Origin of the sequence: Bacteroides xylanisolvens XB1A, from assembly GCF_000210075.1 — a bacterium.
Classification (GTDB): domain Bacteria; phylum Bacteroidota; class Bacteroidia; order Bacteroidales; family Bacteroidaceae; genus Bacteroides; species Bacteroides xylanisolvens.
Genome location: NC_021017.1, coordinates 1554738 through 1575450, shown reverse-complemented (window position 1 = coordinate 1575450; position 20713 = coordinate 1554738). Strand labels below are relative to the sequence as shown.

Genomic DNA, 20713 nt, shown 5'->3' with positions numbered 1-20713 from the left:
CCCGGATGAGAACAGGTATTCACTCCTCTCTCATCCGGGATTGTTTTTTATAGTTGCTTGCCTTTAAATCTTCTAAATCTTCAACATCTTTTTTTCTCTTTCCAAATCCGTTTCATCCAACTTGGGTGAAGGCACTGTGCACGTTTTGATATAATCGCCCTCCTGACAGGTATAATTGTAGTACACCTCCAGTTCCGGAGTGAGCTCCGCTTTCGGCACCAACCTCAGTTTATTTATTTTCAATTAGCCTGACTTTATCAGTTCTTATTTTCTTTTCAGAGTGGAAGGCTGCGATAGTCTCAAGCTGCTGACGATAGCCGCCACAACAGCAAATCCACTTCCTACCATAAGGCAGACAGCTGCACTCCGGTCATGAGCGACAAAGCTGAAAAGCAATGCGACCAATGTTGTCCCGGTGGTCTGTCCCAACAGGCGGGCCATTCCCAACATACCACTGGCTCCGCCCGAACGTTGCGTAGGAGCGGAAGAGATAATCGTACTGTTGTTCGGTGTCTGGAACAATCCGAATCCTGCCCCACACAGCATCAAACGCAGAATGATACTAATATCGGACGACTCCGCAGTCAGACTGGAAAGCGAGAAAAGTCCGACGGCAAACAGAGCCATCCCGACACTTCCCAAGATACCGGGGTGGATGCGCTCGACAAGATATCCTGCCAACGGAGCCGTGACAAGCGTAGCCAACGGCCACGGTGTGAGTAGAAGTCCGGTCATGACTTCGCTGTGTCCCAAAGTGTTCTGGAGGAAAAAAGGCAAAGAAACCATCGCTGTCATTTGTGCTATGAAAGAACAGATGGAAGTCAGGATGGACAGCCGGAAAATCGGAATCCGCAGCAGATCAAGAGGGAGCAGCGGAGTGGTCTGCGTCAGTTGCCGGCGCACATAGTAGGTACCGACCACTGCCAACACAATCAGTTGAATGAAAAGGAAGTCCATTTTCTCATGGTGGGCAAATCCGTCCAGCGTGTAAATGAGCAGACCGAAAGTGACCGCATTCGCGATGGCACTGATATAATCGAATTTACGTTTCGTACGCTCCTCCTGTCGTGGCAGGTGTTTGATGCCGAGAAGCAATGCAGTGAGTCCCAACGGCACATTGATGGCAAACAACCAGTGCCAACTGGCAATGGAAAGAATACCACTCGCCACAGATGGTCCGGCGGCAGCCGATATGGCAACTACCATTGCATTGATCCCCATCCCCCGCCCGATCTGGCTCTTCGGATAGATGTAACGCAGCTGTGCCGTATTCACACTAGTGATGGCGGAAGCGCTGAACCCTTGAAAGATACGGGCAACCGTCAAAGTCCAAAACGAATCGGACAAGGCACAGATCAATGAAGTGATGCAAAACAGTCCGATGCCCGAAAGAAAGACTTTCCGGTAACCGATGATTTCACCCAAAGCGGAAAAAGACAGTAGCGATATAACGATGGCCAGCTGATAGCCGTTGATAATCCAGGTGGTTACAGCGGGAGAAGTCCCAAAATCATGTGAAAGTGTAGGTAGTACGATATTGACGATGTTAATATCCAGTACTGACATACAAAGAGCAAAGCCGACAGACACCACCGCCCAAATACGTTTAGGCATTGGCAAGCCATCGGTCTCATCGTTTTTTTGAGTTGGATTTATTGATTGTACCATAAAAACTTATTCTTGTAAGTAGTCGTTTATTTCTTCACCATCAAGCAGACACAAACACAGACGCAAGCCCCACCGGCTACAAAAAAGCGCCGCGTTACTCTGTGATGAAAAATGATTCACTTGGTTTCGTAAAGGTAAACAAAACAACGGTACAGGTGTTTTTGTTTCCTTTGAAAAATAAGTTTTTTTAGTGCTCAACTACTGGATTCAACTTACTCCAAATGTCGAATTACATTTACTTCAGCTTCAAAATCCGCTGATTACTGCTTCCCCTGAACTCCAGATATGGAGAGAAAAGAGCCTGTTCGAAGCGTCCGTCCACCAATACATCAATATAATCAAGAGCGGCACTCAAACGAGACTGCGCCTTAATTTCTTCGTATGTGTATCCGGTGTAGCACCACACGTTCATCCCTGTTTCCTCTTTCACCCGTTTCAGCAAAAGCAGGAACGCTTCCGGATGAAAAAACGGATCACCGCCGGAAAAAGTAACGCCGTCCAACAAAGGATTCGCTTTGATTTCACGGATGATGGACTGTATTTTCTCCTCCGTCAGTTCTTCTCCTGCTCCCGGATTCCAACTCTCCGGGTTGTGGCAACCGGGACAATGATGGGAGCAGCCGGCAAGATAAATAGAAAACCTGATACCTTCACCGTCAACGATCGTTTCAGAATAAGTTCCTAGTAAATTCACTTCTTTAATAGCTAATGAAAAATGAAGATTTGAGAATGGATGATAACCATATAAATGTGGAATAAATACTCGTTACAGAACAGTACAAGATGAGAGTAACGTGCTGCAAGCAATAACCGAATAATGGATAATGAACCGTAACGCTTTCATCAAGCACCGTTCATTATCCATTCATCAATTATCAAACATTTATTCTACAAATGTTTTACACGGTCCTTCTCTTCTGCCCGCTTGGCAGAGTTCCAAGAGCTTAAATCGCCCGTCAGATAACCGGTGATACGGCGCATACGGAGAATACTTTCACTCTGGCATACAGGGCATTTATCGAAGATAACTCCCTTGTAACCACAGTTATGGCAAGTGTCTACCGGGTGATTGATAGAGCCGTATCCAATTCCTTCGTCGTGCATCACTTTCACAATCTTGGCGATGGCACGCACATTCTTCTGCGCTTCACCGTCCAGCTCCACATACGTGATGTGTCCGCCGCGCGTAATAGCGTGGAACGGAGCTTCACGCTTGATTTTCTCAACGATGCTGATCGGTTCTTTCACGTCTACGTGGAAAGAGTTGACATAATAGTCGCGATCTGTCACTCCGGGGATTTTTCCATATTTCCGGCGGTCCATTTTCGTGAAACGTCCCGAAAGTCCTTCGGCAGGAGTAGCCAGAACGGAGTAGTTCAGGTTATATTTCTCTTTATATTCGTCTACCACTTTATTCATTTCCATCACCGCTTCATACAGCGTGTCCCATGCTTTCTGGCTGTGTCCGTGACCTTGTCCGTAGAGAGCCACCATCGCGTTATGCCCGCCGATAAATCCGATCCCCAGTGTACCGCTGCGCAAGGCGTCTCCTACCTGTTCATTCGGATTCAGTTCGCCACCGCCTTTCCACACATTATTTCCCATCATGAACGGGAACTGGCGTGCCAGGGCCGTACGCTGATACTGATAACGTTCGTAAAGCTGGTCGGCCACGAGCGCAGACATTTGGTGTACAGATTCGATGAAAATTTCTTTTGCTTTTTGTTCGATGGCGTCCTTGTTGCGTTCATCTTCTACCAGATTTTCCGCTTTGATACGGGCTTCGATAGCCAGTCTTGGCATATTCAGTGTGGTGAACGAAAGATTGCCACGTCCTAAAGAAGATTTTTCTCCGGCCACATTTTCAAAAACACGGGTACGGCAGCCCATCGTTGCCAGTTCGTAAATGTAACGCTGCGGATCGTCGGCTTTCCATTTCTCGTTCTTGTTGAAAGGTGTGTCGAGGAACATGAAGTTCGGGAACAACGCTTTCGCAGTAGTCTGGCAAGCCTTTAATAACAAGTCGAAGTTGGGAGCCTCGTAACTGTCGGTCATTGCCTCTTCGATGTTCTCCGCTTTCATTGCTTTCTCAAAGTCTTTCTCCGAGTAAGAAACGCCGTCTTTCACCTTGAATATCTGGATGGGGAATACGGGCACTTCTCCTCTGGTGCCGAGGCCTTCAATGGTAGCTTTCAGCAGTTCTTCGATCACCATGCGGCCTTCGGCAGAAGTGTCCGTTCCGTAGTTGATGGAACTGAATACCACTTGGTTACCGCCACGAGAATGCATCGTATTCAGGTTGTGGATGAATCCTTCCATTGCCTGATGTGTATCTTTACGGGTCTGCTGGTAGGCTTTTTCGACGATGCGGGCAAGGTGTTCCTTATCTATAATGATCTGTAAAGCGACCAGAGCGATGCGCAATGTTTCGCGTTCGGCCTCGGTGGACTTGATAGACGGAAGGTATTCTTTAATCAACGTGCGGATGGATTTCTCATCGGCCTGATTTCCGTTTTCCATAGCCACATAGAAGTTAATGAACGATGCCAGATGCTTGCGGAAAGATTTGGCCACTCCTTTTGCCATGAAGAAATCGAAAGCCGGAATCGCCTGTCCGCCATGCTGCTCATTTTGGTTGGTCTGAAAGATGATGGTAGCCAGCGTAGCATAGCTTTGGATGCTTTGCGGGGTGCGGATACTACCGTTCTTTGTGCGGAAACCGCGTTCAAAGAGGTCATCCATATCATATTGGATGCAGGTTGTCGTCTTTGTCGGATAATAATCCAGGTCGTGGATGTGAATGTCTCCCAACTGGTGCGCTTCGGCAAAACGTTTCGGCAACAAGTATTTATAGGTATAATCTTTAGTTACTTCGGAAGCGAACGTCATCATCTGCCCGGCAGGCGTGTGACTGCTCATGTTGGCGTTGCTCAAATTGACATCGTTCTTGTCGATAGCCACAATGCCGTCCATCACCTGTTTCATCTGGGTTTTCTTATCACGCTCCGTATTCCGCCATTCGCGATAGATGATGTATTTCTTCGCTACTTCCGGCCGCACTTTCATCAACGACTTTTCTACCAAGTCCTGAATCTCTTCTACGGTGATCGTGGGGGTAGCAAACTGACTGATAACATTCATGGTGATGTCAGCAACCAACTGCTGCTCATCCTGAATTCCACTTGCACTGAATGCTTTACTGATTGCATTCTTAATCTTACTGATAGAGAAATCTTCTCTTTTACCATCACGTTTGATGATACAAATTTCCGCGTAGTTCATAACTTTAACTCCCGAAAGCATTAATAAATTAAAAATAGAAAATCTCTTCGGCAGGTCTTCTGACTTATCCCTCCCCCGCAACACCTTCCCACACCGGCATCGATGCAGTGGCCTATTGTGCGGATTCTTAGAGAATTACAGCAGCGGGTACTGTCGCCGATTTGCACAGCGTTCCCTCATTGACTAAACCTCTTTTTAGTTCCGAAACCGGATACAAAGATAGGAGATTATATCATAGCTTGGTTAGCTTTTAACATTAAATTTCGGGAAACTATTCTTTCTCGCTGATACAGAAAGTTTTCCAAAACGGAAAACTTTTTTCTGATTTTAACGTGGATAATATTCCAAATTCGTTTATTTCACCCCAAAGACATATATAGTTTTTAGATACTTTACCCTTAGCGAAAAAAGGATATGTTAAGCGAAAAAAGGATGTGTTAAAAGTCTCCACAACTATCGTTTGCTTCATAAGTTATAGACTATTTTTTCACTTTCGACAAAACCTTTCTTTCCAATAGAATGAAAGAAATTATAATTTTTCTATTTCTTCTTTCGAAAGCCCGGTAGATTTCATAATAATATCGTCAGCCACACCTAATTCTTTCAAATTACGAGCTGTTTCTTCTTTACCTTTTTGCAAGCCTTTCTGTAATCCTTTTTGTAAGCCTTTCTGTAAGCCTTTCTGTTCAGCAAAGTCCAACGTATTAAAATAATCGTTATAAACTTTCCATTCTTCTTCATACTGGGCTCTTTCCTCCTGGGTCATATTTGCTTTGGAAGCCAACTTTTCAAGTCGCTCGAAGACGGCCTTGCGAGCCTTGAAAGGCATCCGGTCAAGTGTATCCATATGCTTTAGTATATAAATCCAGCGTTCAAAATCATTTTCACATTCATCCTCTTCTTTGTTGAAGTTCGGCAGTTCGATAAAAATCTGCCGGAACTTGTTGTTGAAGAGCTTCCCCGTATCCCTGTCAGAAAGAACGATGTCCGTTCTGATTTTAGAGGGCATATCCTTATCCATCACGAAATTCATGAAGAACACTCCGTACACGGCATCCAACTGGAAGTTCCAAACTCCCCTTTTCGCTTGCTGCGTAATGGCCCTAGAAAGATAGAAGAGGGCACGATCTTTAAAATAAGGCTGTTCCCGGTTCTGCATTTCTACGATAATACGTTCACCGGTATCGGTTACGCAATAGATGTCGTAGATAAGACCTCGTTCTGTTTTTACTTCCGGCGGCTGTTCGTTGTTAAGGAACCTGATGTCGGTGATTACGTGCTCACCTACGAGCAAATCGTTCAAGAAGTCGATTAACAACTCCTTTTCTACCTCTCTGCCGAATAAAAACTTAAAGCCAAAATCGGTAAAGGGATTGATAAATCTTCCCATTATATGCTGTGTCTCAATTATAAAACAAAGATAGAGTTTTTTTGTTGAATACGGTCAAGAATAGAAGAAAATAAATGGATACAAAAAAGCTGCCTCATTCAGAAATATTTCTGTCTTAAAAAAATTATCATCAAAATTCTCATTTCCGCCATGTTTCCGAAAAAGTATTTTCGGAATACGAAAAAAGAAAAGCTGCCTCGTCCATTCGAGACAGCTTCTTTACTTGCTCCTTACTTATGTTTACTCTATGAGTTGCTACACGTTTATTTTTACTTGTTCCGCGAGCTACGTGCAGACGGCACGTTCTATGTTTTTACGTCATTCCGTTTCATACCTTTTTTTTCAGGTATGCCAAGCCTTTTCCAGCTAGCTAATCCTTTTCTGCCTTGCCGTTTCTCCGGTGGCGGAAACGCAGAACTGCTTCAAGAATATCCAGCAACTTCTCCAATAATAGTCTCATCCGTTTTCTTTTTAAAAGTTAATAATCCGTTTTATGTCCGTTGGGATCCGTTTATATATCCGTTGGGATTTGACTGTCAACCGTCAACCATCGGTCGTGTCCGGCTGACAGTCAAGTTACCGGTTAAGCTGCCGGGTCCGGCGCTTCTCCGCTTCCACCACCAGGTTTATTATCGTCATCCGGGTCTTTGTCAATGGCATCGTCGGCCACAAACGAACCCGCTACATCCTTGATGTGCACAAACTCCACTCCGGTGGTCAACGCACGGGTAGCACTTCCGTTGGCGGCACGAGTGTATTCGGGCGTAAACTGGCAACGCAATGAAGTGATCTGCGAACTGCTGACCTTATTTTCCAACTCTACCCCTTTCCCGTTTGCCTTGGCAATCATAGTAAACGTCCCCAAGCCTTCGAGGCGCACCGTGCGGCTATTGAGCAACTGTTCACGCATCACCGACATCAGGTTACGAATGACGTTATGAACATCACCCGCCGTCAGCGAGGCTTTTTCTGCAATCAATTCCGCCATTTTCTGCGTATTGACCATTTTCCTGAATTTCACCAGACGGGGATAATAAAGTTTCTGTCCTTCCTTGTTGGCAAGCGTTGCCTGATACGGTTTGTAAATTAATGGCATACTTTTTTTCCTTTCTTCTTTTTAATGATTAATGAATAAATTCTATCTGTAACCGATTACGAAGGCAAAAGTATAGGAAAGGAAAAAAGCAGAGGAACACAATGTGACAACTCGTCACAAGAGACAACTCAAAGGCACAATTTCTACACAAGCTATGCCAACAGAGGCTTCTGTACAAAGCAGAACCACTTGGCATAAAAAAGCGTATCTTCGCATTCACACAGGATAAACTTAAAAGAAACAGATAAGTTCCTGTCACTGATTAATGGCTATTTTTTTTAGGAGTAATCCGTGCCTAAATTATGATATAAACTAATTATGAACACCTACTAATAATAGAAAGTACCGACAATGAAAACAGAAACAACAGTAACCTCCGTCAGCCCAAAAGAAATGCCGGAGACGGCAAACTCTACCCGCATACAGACTTACAGCAAAAGTCAGCTGGCCACACTTTATCTACCTCACATACAGCCTGCCTCGGCACGCCGCACCCTCCGCAGTTGGATTACCCAAAATACAGCATTACAAGCCGCACTCGCCCAAACCGGCTACAGTGAAAAGGCAATCTTACTTACTCCGGCTCAAGTTGGACTATTCTTCAAGTTTTTGGGAGAACCCTAAAAAACAAATACGGCACGGAAAGGAATGAAAATAGAGTGATTTAAATGGATATTTGCCATCGTAGTGTCCGAGCAGGATTTCCCTTCAGCCTACAAGTAATTTTTTAGACACGGATGACGCGGATTTTTAAAGCTGCACAGCTATTTAAAAATCCGCGTCCGTTATCCGCGTCTAAAAGATAAATTCATAACCGGGCAAGAATATCACCCGAAGCCGCCTTATTCCGAGGGTTCTTCTCCCGACGGTTTCATTAAATCGGCAGTGACCTCCGCTTTAAAACGGACACCGTCATGAAGCCGCAGATTCAGTTTGACAGTTACATTCGTTTCGCTGTTACGCTGCACATAAAACGTCCCTGTGACCTTTTTATACTGCGAGTAATAATAAATTGGATCTTCGTAGATAAAAACATACTGGTCGTTGTGATAGAGCGAAGAAGCATCCACCACCTGCCCTTCCCAATACAAATGAAGAGAAAAAACAAAATAAGTATCAGCCTTTCCTTCCTCCATCTTTTCCGGCGAAAGAACACAAGTTAAATAGTCCCCATCCACAGAAGCCACACCGGACACAATATTATTCGCCACTCCCCGAAAAGAATAAGTACCGATGGAAGGCACTTCCTCCACGCCCGGTCCGGGAGTTACCGAATCATTATCGTCGCTGCATCCGACGAAAGCCAACAGTAGCCCCGACAAAGCAAACAGGTTCAAATATTTCAGTAAAATTTTCTTCATGAATATACTTCATTTAATCATTATTCTATTACGGTCGTCGCCCCCTTATAGTAACCGGACAAGCTGCTATTATCGTACTGCACAATAGAGAAAATATTGAATGTCATTTCAATTTCACTCCCTTGAAGAGCCACAGAAGCATTGCCGCCTGCAGCCAAATGACCGTTCGTCGTATTAGCCTGATTATAAGTGACTCCTTCGTAGGCGATCGATATCTTCGCATTTTCCGCGCTACCGGAAAATCCGTGAACAGCTCCCTCCATCATGCTCTTCGGCACACGTACCACCGCATCCGCTGCCGACATTCCGGCTACGGTAGTGATACCTGCCTGCCGGGAAATATAAATAACGCAAATATCCACATCCGTCTTATCTACCACTACCGACTGGATAGTCACCGGAGTGCCGCCCGCCCCCAACTGATATTGATTCGGGATCGTCGTATCATATACTTTGAAAGTACCGTTGTAGTTGCCCGATATTTTAAGACTATTATCTCCCAAATATTTGAGGTCGAGCGTCAACGAGTATTCATTATCTGCCGATTTCGACACGCTGAATGTACCTGCCGCGTCTTCCAGATGTCCTTTAGAAACTTCGATTCTTTCTTCATCATACGGATTATAATAAGTAAACTCAAAAGCCAGATTCGTAGTTGTTATATCTACTTCCTGTCCGTCCAGCCCTGTATTCGGAACAAAAAGACGTACGTAATATGTATTTACATTATTCAGATCTGCAGCAGATGAAATCCCTGACGGAGTGAGATACAAGGCAACTCCTTCATTGGTCTTTTCATAAAAGGTAGCCTTGATGTCACGCGTACTTTCTCCATTCAAAGTCAAAATATTGGTAGTACTTTGCTTTATATCAGTGTAACTACCTTCATAAGAGCCTTTGAACTTGTCACCCGAAAGCAACGTAAAGCTGAAGGTTATTTTCACGCTTTCATCTGTCTTTTCTACTTTGAGCTTACCAGCCGAACATAGTTCAGACCATCCGTAAGGATCTACTGCATCAATATCATCGGCTCCCAAGTTTGTCATATTATAGAAAGCATACTCCGCGTCTCCACTAGAGGTTATATCAATTTCTTGTCCGATCATTTCGGGAGTAATGGCCAGCATCAGATATTCGGCATCAGATATATCCTCTACCGTAGTCAACCCGGTCTCCGGGCTTAAATAAACATACTGGAAACCTCCCAGCGTGGTAGCGACAACCGACTTCAACGGGCGCACCTCGTCCCCAAAAGAATATTCACTCGGAAGCTTTTCCGGAGCTTTGTAAACGCAATCCGCCTCACCCGTAAATTTGCCGCCACTTTTCAGTGTAAAGTCGAAAACAGCTTTCACGGCCGATGTTTCATTTTCTCCCGGTACCATTGTCACGGTGATCTTTCCCTGCGTCAACACGTCTTCCCATCCATCAGGGCTAACGGCGACAATCGCCTCTCCGTCGGCATCCATGTAGTAAAACGCATAATTGTCGTTATCAGAATTACCTACCGTGACCGGAGTGCCTACCAGTTTTTTATCCACTCCCAACATTATATATTCCTTACCGCTGTTCATAAAGTCTTCCATCGTTTCCAAACTTTGCAACGGACTCATACATACGTATACAATACCTTCCTGTTCAAAGCAAGATACCGATTTCGCTTGTACCGTCTTATCTTTGTACGTATACGTATTAACCGTTTCCACCGGTTCCGGTTCAGGCTCCGGTTCAGGATCGGGTGCCGGATCATCGCTACTACATGCCATAAAACAACTCATGGCCAACATGAATAAGAAAAAGGAAATAAATCTAATTTTCATATCTTTCGTTTTTGGGGTTAATTATAAAATCGTATAATTGAAAAAACAATGCTATCGGACAGATAACGCCATCACCCAAATGAGGCGCTCCGTTCTGATTTACGGATGATAGCCGAACACATTGATGGGAGTATCCTGCGAAAAGGTGCTACGCACATGATGCGGGTGTGCTTTATCACAATCGATAAAGTCTATGGTCAGCGTATGTTTGTCACCGTCACGCACCACGGTCATCGTTCCGGCGTCTATACGTGCATATTCCTTCATGGTTCCGTTGGATATTTTCTCGTACCAGGTTCCTGCCGGATACGTAAATACATTGGGATAACCCGAAGCAATGCCTCCCGGTTTCAGGAATTCTCGCGGAATCCCCTTCGATTCTTCGTCACGTGCCACTACTTTATACGTACCAGCCGGAATACCTTGTGTCACATCCGTAGCCCATTCTACAAAAAATTCCACCTTCAGCACTCTTCCGTTGCCCGTCGGCCATGTTTCGGCAAGTCCTACCCCCTCTTCTGCCAAGTAGAGTTCGAGTACCCGGCACGATTCGTCTTGCAAATAATAAAAATCGGCCTTATCTTGCAGACGGGCCTGCGCCCATTCGTTCAGAGTGAGATCGGCGTTCAGCGTAGAGTTCGGAATTTCTTCCGTACTTCCATGACGGTCGATAGTAGTCAATTTTCCCGTATAAGTGAAATAACGTTTGAGCGACAAGTCACCTACCAAAACGCCACTGATTGTATATTCGCCGTCGGCACTCCGTTTCACGGTCATTTTACCTCCGGAAAGCAAGTCGGCATCGACACTGGTGGAGTGTGCTTTCACATCACCGTAGAAAGAACCGGCAGGCACCTCCACTTTCCCGGTTGGCAGATCCATTTGGTTCATGTAGCCAAGGTTGAATGTCCATTCATTAAACGTGTATCCGTTCGGTGCCGCATCAAAGGTTCTTTCGGGAAGCGGAAACTCCGTGGTTCCGGAAGCAAACGGAGGAACGTTCAGGCTGAACGCCATTATCTTGCCCGGCCCTATCGGATTACCGGCAGCATCCACTTCCATATCCGTATAAAGAGTGAGTACAAAGTGATCCGTCCCCACTCCGTCTTCATCTCCCCAGTACACCAGGTTGGAGTTGATAAACTCTACGGTTTCAGGAGTCGGTTTTCCATTTTCTCCGCCGGTTTTTTCGCCCTCCGGATTTTCTGTGTCATTGTCGCTGCAAGCGGTCAACGCACATACAGACGCAACAGCGAACAGCCAGACACCTAATAAATTCATTAATTTTTTATCCATATAAGAGTTATTTTATATCGTTACAACATTAAAAAGAACTTCCGTAGTCCCCCTGGAGGCAATAAAAAAGGCGGGGTAATCCCGGGAAAAAAACTCCCGTTTTCCACACGGGTAGTCCTCCCCGCCTGTCATATATGTAAAGTTAAAATTAAGAGAGAGTTATTAACCTCTCATTCCGTTTCACAACGGTAGTTCTTTTCTTCATACATCTATTCCGGAAACGTTATATCCGGTTGATTCATAAGTTGCAAGTTTCCAACTATTTAAAGAGCGCAATGTCAGGGAAAAGAATATAGTCTTTCAATGCTGCCGTAGAAAACTGCTGTCCGTCGAACAATGCTATCGCAAGATAACACCCGCTCTCCGGCGCACCGGCTACATCCTGATAACTCATCCCGATAGAACCATCCTGATAAAGCACAGGAGCAAATCCGAAATTACCTTTCGCATAAATGTTGGAGGAAGCTGCTACGGAAAAGCCGTATAATGTTTGTAAAACGACATCCTCTTCCAGTGCTGTGTCATCAGCTGTCCGGTTCATTGCATTATTGGCCGTTCCATCCACCTCCTGCGTCAGGACAAAATCTTTCTGCGCTGCGCCGATAGGAACCACAAAAGCTCCATCCTCGTAGGTTGCCTGCAATGAAATCGTGGCCTTCGAGGGATCTTTCAGATACGGTGCCACCGGAGTACCGACTAACGACATATTGATCGTATAACCATCACCTTCCGCATCTTTCGTCACCTCCGTAGCCGAGAGACGATATGCCTTATCTATCTTTTTCGTATCCCATTTCACATAAATCTGGCTGTCCCTCCATGCTCCGAGCAAGTCACTCGCTTCATACTGGTAGACATAATAGAAAAACTTCCGTCCCTCATTCGTACTGACCATCAGTTGGCAGGCACGCGGATTTCCGGTTTTGTTCTCTTTCAGTACGAGCAGGAAGCCTTCCTCTTTCGAGGCTGTAGGGACTTCCACCCAATCGACTCCTTTCTGTATACTCACCTTGAAATCAAACGAACTGTTGACCCGCACCACAGTCTGTGAAGGAGCATTTCCGAGCCGCAACACCTGTTGGTCGGTATCGGGCGCAAAAATATTACCAGCCTGTGTCACCACAATCTTCTGTTCGTTGCTACCATCGCTTACGGTCACTTGCGTGGCACGTGACACATATTCATAATTAGCCCTGGCGAGTAATGTGATTTTCTCGTTTGTCACTTCGATCACCCTGCACCAGTCCGCACCGGAAACAGCCGTCAGTTCTCCGGCAGCCTGCAAAACCACTTCCACCGTTCCACCGCCGGCAACCAGATCGACATCCGTGTCCACAATGCGGAAGCCCTGCGGCGTTTCATCGTTTTCCGTGCCGCACGCTGTCATCAGCAGGCAGCATACGGATACTACTATCATAAATAACTTGTTCATCATACTATTCTTCTATTGTTTTTTTTACCAATCTGATTGACGCAACTGCATCCGTGTATCCGATGAAAGCTGCGTCCTCCTCCTGCGAGTTGTACACTCCGAAGATGAATCCGGAAACTTCCCCCATCCAGACTCCATTGTCCACCAGGTAAATGCCGTTAGTGGTAGCATAGCTAATCAGTCCGATAGACTTATTGCGGAGCACATAATCGTTCATTACGTCCCACATAGCCAGATAAACATATCCGCCCTGTACCTTTTCGAGAAGTTGCGGAGAGACGGAAAGTCCGCCACGCGGCTTGTCATACATCACCAGAATATCATATTCCAACCCTTTGAGCCAGTAACTCTTCCCGTCTTCGTTCTTCAATAGCCGGACTTCCTGCGAGGCCACTTCCAGTTGTCCCGTTTCATCGTTCAGGCGGTAAAAATCCATCTGATAAGTGCCCGGATAATAATCATAGCTTTGATACCCGGCAGTGTAGACACCCGCCAGTTTGACTCCCGTAGCCCCTTCGTCGGTACAGACAAAGCTGATAAGCTCGTTCTTCCAGACAAAATTCTGCATCGTCTGCCCGTCTATCGTTACCGGTTCATGGAAACGTAGTCCGTCGGCGGTAAACATAAAAGGCACGGTTTTCTGATGCACTTTTCCTATTTCGTCGTAATAAGTCACGATAAACGTATAGTTGCTGCGCAGCATTTGCCCCGTGTAGAGTCCGTCCATCAGTAAATCATATTCATAAAAGAAAGCATCGTCCTCCACCTTCTTAATTTTGGTGAGATATTGCTTCCACGTCTGGTCTTCGGTAAGTGCCTTCATCACAATCCGGTTGCCGTATTTTTTGCCTTTCAGTTCGATACGCTCGGCAGAAGCACTCGAAATAATAAATTCGTAGTCGCCTCCGAGCGTCCCGTTCGGGTCGTCAGACATACTTCCCTGCGGCTGCCCGAAATAATGCACCAGATAATTATAGGTATCGAATGACAACATCGTCGCCTGTTCCGACTTAACGCTATAGAGCGAACTGACCGTCTCATCTGCTTCCGACATCTGCGAAGCCATTGTCACCCGCTGACCATCAAACCTGCAAAGCAGGGTGATGCCTCCAAGCGAATAATCCTTGCCGATGTAATATTCCATCACCCAGCCATTCGGAGCCGCTTTCAAAAGTTCGCTGCACCGGTTCACATCGGCTGTGGCACGGTTGGCAGACGAATCGTCAAAGTAGTTCTCCTCCTGAAAGAGACATGACTGCAAGCCCAGGCAGGCAAGAGCTAACAAGAGGTATATTGTTATATTCTTCTTCATAGTGATAATGTATAATTAAAATTCATACTCATTGAATCGTACTCAAGTCAATTTCGGTAATTTCCTGCTGACGACGCAGTACGATTTTGCGCAGTTCGTTGAGGTCGATTCCCCAAGTATCCCGCATATAGTTGTAAACAATAGCAAACTTTTTATTGATAGTGGCTGCACCCGTTTCTCCGGCAGCCCTCAACATATTATCCCAGTAGGTCTGCGTGTGGGTGACGTACATGGCTATGTTTTCCACGAAATCCTCGTTCGCCTGATTCATGGCATAGGCGGTCACGAAGCCGTCGGGCCACGCTATATCGTTTGTACGGGGCATGGCTCCCTCTGCAGTCATGTAGTAGTACCAGTCGGCTCCCACATATTTCCCCTCCGAGATCCGGTTGAAAGAAGGGTCGAAGTTCCGTTTCTGGTGAAGGATATGAGCGAACTCATGGTGCATCGTTTCAAAGTAATAGTTGTTCAGTTTTTCGATATTGATTTTCTTCACGTTGAGGTCGTTCACGTTGTAAAGCGTGATTTTCTTTCCGCCTTCTGCCGTACCGAGTACCATATTCCCGCTACTTTCGTAAGCAGGCGATCCGATGAGATGAAAGGTTTTAGGCACATATACGCGGAGAAAATCGATTCCAGCCAGTTCTACATAAGCGTCCATCCAGACGTGCTTGATGATTTTGGACAGTGCCACCGCTTTATCATAATCGGCAGGTACAAGATTGTATTTATGGTCGCTTTCGATGTCCTTCATGCGATACATGAAATCGATGTTGTAGGGATATGTGTAGTTGTCGAGCAACCAATCGTCGAAAGCGTTCCTCTCCACCGGCTCGGTGGAGAAAATGCTGTGCGCAGTATCTATTTCGTCGTCATTGTTGCAAGCTCCCAGGCAGACTGCGGTAAGGGCAAGCAAAAAATAAATGAGCTGTTTTTTCATAACTTCCACTTTTTTCTTTGTTAATTTCTTCTCGGGTTGGGTTGTATACCCGCCACGATCACACTCCTCGGAATTTGGATTGCATAACGCAAGTCGTTCGGAGGCATTTCGTCGGTGACACGCTGGTTGGCCATGTCACGGCGATAAATCAGGATGCCATATCGCTTGATGTCGGGCCAGCGCATCCCTTCGTGCAGGGTGGTGATACGACGGATATGCAGAATACAATGGATGAAGTTTTCCTGCATTCCCTCTTCAATCGTAAAGTCGGGGGCCAGTTTCTTTTTCGGTGTTTGTTGCGTGAAGGGAGTATAAAAACTCATCCTATCATAATAGGTGTTGATCTGTTCGGGTGTCAGCACCGATTTGTTGCGGGTATAGGCACGTTGCCAACTCGTGATGTCGGCTGCCGACTGGGCATACATTTTCTTCAGCGCGTATGCTTCGGCACGACAAAGCAAGGTTTCGTCCGTAGAAAACAAAACCGGCATATAATAAAGGTATGTGCCCTCATAAAGCCCGCTCTTGCGCAGGATACTGGCAACAAACCCGTTGGTGGAGAAAGGTTTCAGATAGAAATAATCCGAACTGCCCCACAATCCTGAAGACAGACAGGTTTCGCTGGTAGCGAGCGTCTGGTTGTGGAAGTAACGCGGACCTATCAGATAGTCACTCCCGATTGCTCCCCAGTTGGAAACGGTGCTGCTTATCAACAGGTTGGCTTCATTGGAAGAGGCGATATAGGCATCTGCCTGCACGTTTCCGTTCACGGAAAGATTACCCAACGCTTCCCAGTTGCGCAGCAGATCGGCAGGATTAGTCCCCAATACACGGGTGGCAAAATCAATCACACGGTCGCAATTGGAAAAATCGGGCTTCATATAATAAAGGTAGAAACGGGCGGCAAAGGCATAAGCGGCTTTACGGGTAAAGTGATATTTGGGTACAGAGTAGCTGTCGTCCGAAATCAAGTCGATCCCTTCGAGGAGGTCACGCTCCACTTTTCGGTACACTTCTTCCAACGTACCTCGTTCGTAACGGGGAGATACGGTGGTTTCTACCTCTTCCATATAAGGCACTCCTAAAGATTGGGAGGCATGAGTGTCGTAGGCGTTGCAGAAGATATTCGCCAACATGAAATGACAGTAGGCACGGCACACGAGCGCTTCACCTCTCTGTGGGTCGAGTGACGCCGGATTTCCTTTTTCTTCGATGGCATCGAGCGCCATATTGGCGGCGGCTATTGCGCTGTAGTAACCTCCCCAAAGAGAATTGGGCGTGTCCTGATATTCTTCCTTGGTGTCTTGCCAGTGGTAGCACTCTTGTTCGGAAAGCTTGTAGTAACCGTAGGTAGGGCCACTATCATCAGAGTTATCGCTGTAAAGCTCGAACAGTTCGTTGGGCGACACGTCGGCATACGCCGATACAAGCAGTTTGGCTATTTTCTGGTCGGTGTTCAACTCCGTACGGTTGTCCGGCATTTCGTCCAGAAAGCCGTTGCAGGAGACGGTGGTCAGACCTAAACTTGCGGTCAGTACCAGTGCAGGGAGTATATGGTTTATCTTTTTCTTCATCTCTCGTATGTTTTTTAGGTTGATTCTCTATTCTTTACTTACAGTCCCAGGCGCAGGGTGAGGGTGAACTGGCGGGGTACGGGCGATGCTACACCGCCGGTATTCACAAATTCCGGATCCTGCCCGTTCAGTTTCTTGCCGGCATAAATCAGGAAGAGGTTAGTGGCCTGCAACTTAAGCGACAAGTTGGAAATTTTGGCAGGGGCAATCCAGCTTTTCGGGAACTCATACATCAGTGATATTTCCTTCATACGGATAAAATCGCCTTTGGCAATACGCTCCGTGGAGTAGTTGTAAGCATTGTAAGCAAGATAGAGCGAGGTATTCGCCTGATATTGCGGGTCGCTTATTATCACTGGTATATTGGTTTTCGCCTCATCGCCGGAGACCGTCCAACGATTCTTAAACTCACGCGGCATGGCGGTGAGGTCGGAGTATTTATAGTTGAACACAGGGTCCAGTCGAACTACGTTGCCGAAAGAATAGGTCATAAAGACATTCAGTTTGAAGCCTTTGTAAGTGAATACGTTACCGAAACTTCCTGTGACAGTAGGGTCGGTAGGACCTTCATATTTCAGATAATCAAGTTTCTCCCGTTCCTGAAAGTTGACACCGGTAGTGGTCAGTTTTCCGTCAATCAGATACTGTGGAATACCGTCCGCGTCGAGCCCTGCAAAAGGGATGGAAAACAGTCCGCGCACGGGATAGCCTTCACGGGCGAAACCGTTGCCGGATACCAGTTCCATCATGCTGGTGAGTCCTTTCAGTTGGGTCACTTCATTTTTGGCGTAGGAGAAGATAAAGTCCGTATTCCACGAAAAATCTTTCGTGCGAATGTTGCGGGTGGAAAGGGTGAACTCCACACCGTGGGATTTCATCGTGGCTACGTTGGCATATTTGTTGATGAAACCGCCCACTCCCTGCGTGGGAACTACACCGATCAGGTCATAGTTGTTGCGCTGATACCAGTCGGCAGAGAAATTGATCCGGTTTTCGAGCAAACTGAGGTCGATGCCGATGTTCAGTTCATGCTTTTTCTCGTAGGTGAGTTCGCTGTTCTCGATGTCCTCGATGTAAAGTCCCGTTTCCTGAATATCGGTAAAAGGACGATAGGGAGAGAAACTGCGGATGATGGCTTGCGAATTGGTTACTTCCGCCGGACCGCGATCGGCAGTAAGAGAGTAAGAAGCTTTCAGAGTCAGGTTGGAAAGAGTGGGTTGGAGCGCTTTAAAAAAAGCTTCCTCGTGCACGTTCCACGCACCGGACAAGTTCCACGTGGGCAGCCAGCGTGACGAACGGCTGCGGCCCATGCGGTTGGTTCCTTCGTAACGAAACGTTCCGTTGAGCGTGTAACGGCCGTCATAAGAATAGGTGGCGTTGAGAAAGCTCGCAATGCTACGGGTTTCGGAGTGCCCCAGACTGTAATAACGCGAACCGGACTCTATTCCGTTCTTGAAAAACTGATAGACGTAGGAAGGAATTTCCCCCATCGAATATTGCATTCCCCAGCCCTGAAAGGAAGAATATGCCTTTTTAAGGCTGTTCACTTCCATACCGGCAAAGAAGTTAGTGATGTGTTTTTCGGCAAAAAGGTGATTCCATGAGAGGGTTCCGCGGAAATCGAGCCCCAACATACGGCGGTCCTGACGCTGGTAGATTCCCCCCTCGGGCAGCAGGGTGATAGGCAGGGCGTATGGATTGTCGGGGTCTTTATAAAGCAATCCGTTTTGTTCGCGGATGGTGGCGTCGTCCATACCGGTACGGTAGGCAACGGCTTGGTTGGCATCGTCGAGCACGTTGTGTTCCTGCGACGAGGTCTGGTATCTCACAGCTCCGAGGGCACTCAATTCAAGTCCTTGAATCACTTTCCATTTCAGCTCGCCTTGAAATTTCACATCTACCATGTTGATTTCGATGTAGTTATTATCCAGTTCGTGAAGAATGTTGAATGGAGCGTAGTTGCTGATATAATCCGCAGACGGGTCGAGCGTACGGCTCGTATTGAGCGCGTAAGAATAAGGGTTGATATCGAATCCGCGTGACATCTTTCCGGAAGCGATGTCGAGGCTAGAGCTCATCGTTCCCGGTGCGTTTTGTTGACGGTAGGAAGCGTTAGAAATCAGGTTGATCGACAGGTTTTTATAAAGATTATAGGTGGTGTTTACGTTGGCTGTGTAACGCTTCACTTTGCTCTGCTTGTACCAGCCCGGATCGAGCATAGCGCTCAACGAGGCATAGAAGGATGATTTTTCCGTTCCGGCGGTGACGCTGACGGAATGATTCTGCGAAATGGCATTGGTGAAAAGCACGTCGAACCAGTCGGTGTTACGCATTTCCGCTTCACGGAGATAAGCATTGCGGGATTCGGGGGTGTTGAGAAGTCCGCGCTGGCCGTTGCTGTTATTATACTCGTCGATGAGACGATACATACGACCGTACACTCCCGTGTCTTTGGCACGGAAAAGGTCGGCACTGTTCAGCCAGCCTTTCTGCTCCATCTCTTTATAGATACCCATCTGTTCCTGCGAATTCATGATATTGAATTCTTTGTAACTGGGTATGGCACGGGTGGTAAACTCACCGGTATAACTGATTTTGCTGACTCCGGCACGGCCTTTTTTGGTGGTGACCACAATCACGCCTGCCATCGCACGTGCACCGTAAATGGAAGTCGCCGATCCGTCTTTCAATATCTGAAAGCTCTCGATGTCGTCGGAATTCAACCCGGCTATGGCGGAACTGATTAATGTCTCCGCATCACCGGAGGAAAGATCGTCGGGACCTACGTCGATGGCATCTTCAAGAATCACTCCGTCTACTACCCAAAGGGGCTTGGAACTTCCGTAAATGGAAGTAGCACCGCGCACACGAATCTTAGGAGCGGTACCGAAAGTACCCGAAACGTTCTGAACGGAAACTCCTGCCGCACGACCTTCCAAGCCGCGACTGATGTCGGGCAGACCGTCCAGTTTCACATTATCGGCATCCAATTGTTTGGTGGCTCCCGTAAACAGGCGTTTGTCCATCTTTTGCATACCGGTCACCACCACTTCCTGCAATACTTCGGAGTCGGATTTCATCATCACCTTGATTGTCCCCGGCTTAATAGGAACATCCTGCGGCTTCATGCCGACATAGGTGATTCGCAAAGTTCTTGATGAACTTATACGTTTCATAGCCCATTCCTCCGCAAATATCTAAATATAAAGTCTTTAATAAACATAAAAAAGAAGATACCTAAAGAGAATACAAGCAAACAAATGCGGAACTATAAGATAAAAATAATCTTCCTTTTTTGCCTTTAATCTACTTTTTTCGTCTTTTACCGGTTTACTGAAGAGGTAGAAAATATCTTTTATATAATGACCTTTCCAGTTCCCAAATAGCTTTTATCCTGAACTCCAAGTGACAATATAAAAGATAACGGTCACGAAATTCATAATCTTCCCGAAAACTATCCTTTTTCTACCGATAGATGCTAATTAATGATTTTTCATGTGTTATTAAACATCTTATCAGGCTATTTTATCACATTTAAATAT

The 20713-nt window shown here is 46.3% G+C and carries 15 protein-coding genes and 1 riboswitch; of the genes, 1 reads left to right on the top strand and 14 read right to left on the bottom strand.

The annotated features are described in order from the left end of the window. Positions 1-72: 72 nt before the first annotated feature. From BXY_RS06490 to BXY_RS06465, 6 genes are all read right to left on the bottom strand, one after another. Positions 73-243 carry a hypothetical protein gene (locus BXY_RS06490; protein WP_153882593.1) on the bottom strand — a complete coding sequence of 57 codons (171 nt, stop codon included), beginning with the start codon at positions 241-243 and terminating at the stop codon, positions 73-75. Between the two features lie 21 nt (positions 244-264). Next, positions 265-1668, bottom strand: a complete 1404-nt coding sequence (locus BXY_RS06485) for an MFS transporter (RefSeq protein WP_134993447.1) — start codon at positions 1666-1668, stop codon at positions 265-267. Between the two features lie 235 nt (positions 1669-1903). Then, entirely contained in the window at positions 1904-2362 is a 459-nt protein-coding gene (gene nrdG / locus BXY_RS06480; protein ID WP_008641262.1) for an anaerobic ribonucleoside-triphosphate reductase activating protein, read from the bottom strand. 194 nt (positions 2363-2556) lie between these two features. Then, complete coding sequence (locus BXY_RS06475) at positions 2557-4950, bottom strand: anaerobic ribonucleoside triphosphate reductase (RefSeq protein ID WP_004313429.1); 2394 nt, start codon at positions 4948-4950, stop codon at positions 2557-2559. A 32-nt stretch (positions 4951-4982) separates the two neighbouring features. Further along, a riboswitch (cobalamin riboswitch) is annotated at positions 4983-5171 on the bottom strand. A gap of 308 nt (positions 5172-5479) precedes the next feature. After that, complete coding sequence (locus BXY_RS06470; RefSeq protein ID WP_015531499.1) at positions 5480-6340, bottom strand: Rpn family recombination-promoting nuclease/putative transposase; 861 nt, start codon at positions 6338-6340, stop codon at positions 5480-5482. Between the two features lie 583 nt (positions 6341-6923). Next, positions 6924-7436, bottom strand: a complete 513-nt coding sequence (locus BXY_RS06465) for an HU family DNA-binding protein (protein WP_015531498.1) — start codon at positions 7434-7436, stop codon at positions 6924-6926. Between the two features lie 351 nt (positions 7437-7787). Here BXY_RS06465 and BXY_RS06460 point away from each other — a divergent pair, with 351 nt between their 5' ends. Beyond that, positions 7788-8060 (top strand): DUF4248 domain-containing protein, encoded by a 273-nt coding sequence (locus BXY_RS06460; protein WP_015531497.1) that lies wholly within the window; start codon positions 7788-7790, stop codon positions 8058-8060. 218 nt (positions 8061-8278) lie between these two features. Here the strand turns inward: BXY_RS06460 and BXY_RS06455 are convergent, their stop codons facing one another. The 8 genes from BXY_RS06455 to BXY_RS06420 all read right to left on the bottom strand — a co-directional run bounded on the left by BXY_RS06455 (position 8279) and on the right by BXY_RS06420 (position 20347). Then, a complete protein-coding gene (locus BXY_RS06455) occupies positions 8279-8797 on the bottom strand; it encodes a hypothetical protein (protein WP_004314026.1) in 519 nt (172 codons plus the stop codon). 20 nt (positions 8798-8817) lie between these two features. After that, the gene (locus BXY_RS06450; RefSeq protein ID WP_117684048.1) at positions 8818-10617 is read right to left on the bottom strand and encodes a hypothetical protein; all 1800 of its coding nucleotides are present in this window, start codon (positions 10615-10617) and stop codon (positions 8818-8820) included. 99 nt (positions 10618-10716) lie between these two features. Further along, positions 10717-11913, bottom strand: coding sequence for a hypothetical protein (locus BXY_RS06445; RefSeq protein WP_015531495.1), 1197 nt, complete (start codon positions 11911-11913; stop codon positions 10717-10719). Between the two features lie 259 nt (positions 11914-12172). Continuing rightward, positions 12173-13348: a BACON domain-containing protein gene (locus BXY_RS06440; RefSeq protein ID WP_015531494.1), complete on the bottom strand. Its 1176-nt coding sequence runs from the start codon at positions 13346-13348 to the stop codon at positions 12173-12175. A gap of 1 nt (position 13349) precedes the next feature. Beyond that, a complete protein-coding gene (locus tag BXY_RS06435; protein WP_015531493.1) occupies positions 13350-14657 on the bottom strand; it encodes a DUF4302 domain-containing protein in 1308 nt (435 codons plus the stop codon). Positions 14658-14685: 28 nt separating this feature from the next. Next, on the bottom strand, positions 14686-15597 hold the full coding sequence (locus BXY_RS06430) for a zinc-binding metallopeptidase (protein ID WP_015531492.1): 912 nt from the start codon (positions 15595-15597) through the stop codon (positions 14686-14688). Between the two features lie 20 nt (positions 15598-15617). Further along, entirely contained in the window at positions 15618-17171 is a 1554-nt protein-coding gene (locus BXY_RS06425; protein ID WP_015531491.1) for a RagB/SusD family nutrient uptake outer membrane protein, read from the bottom strand. A gap of 38 nt (positions 17172-17209) precedes the next feature. Further along, complete coding sequence (locus tag BXY_RS06420; protein WP_195436415.1) at positions 17210-20347, bottom strand: SusC/RagA family TonB-linked outer membrane protein; 3138 nt, start codon at positions 20345-20347, stop codon at positions 17210-17212. Positions 20348-20713: the final 366 nt, after the last annotated feature.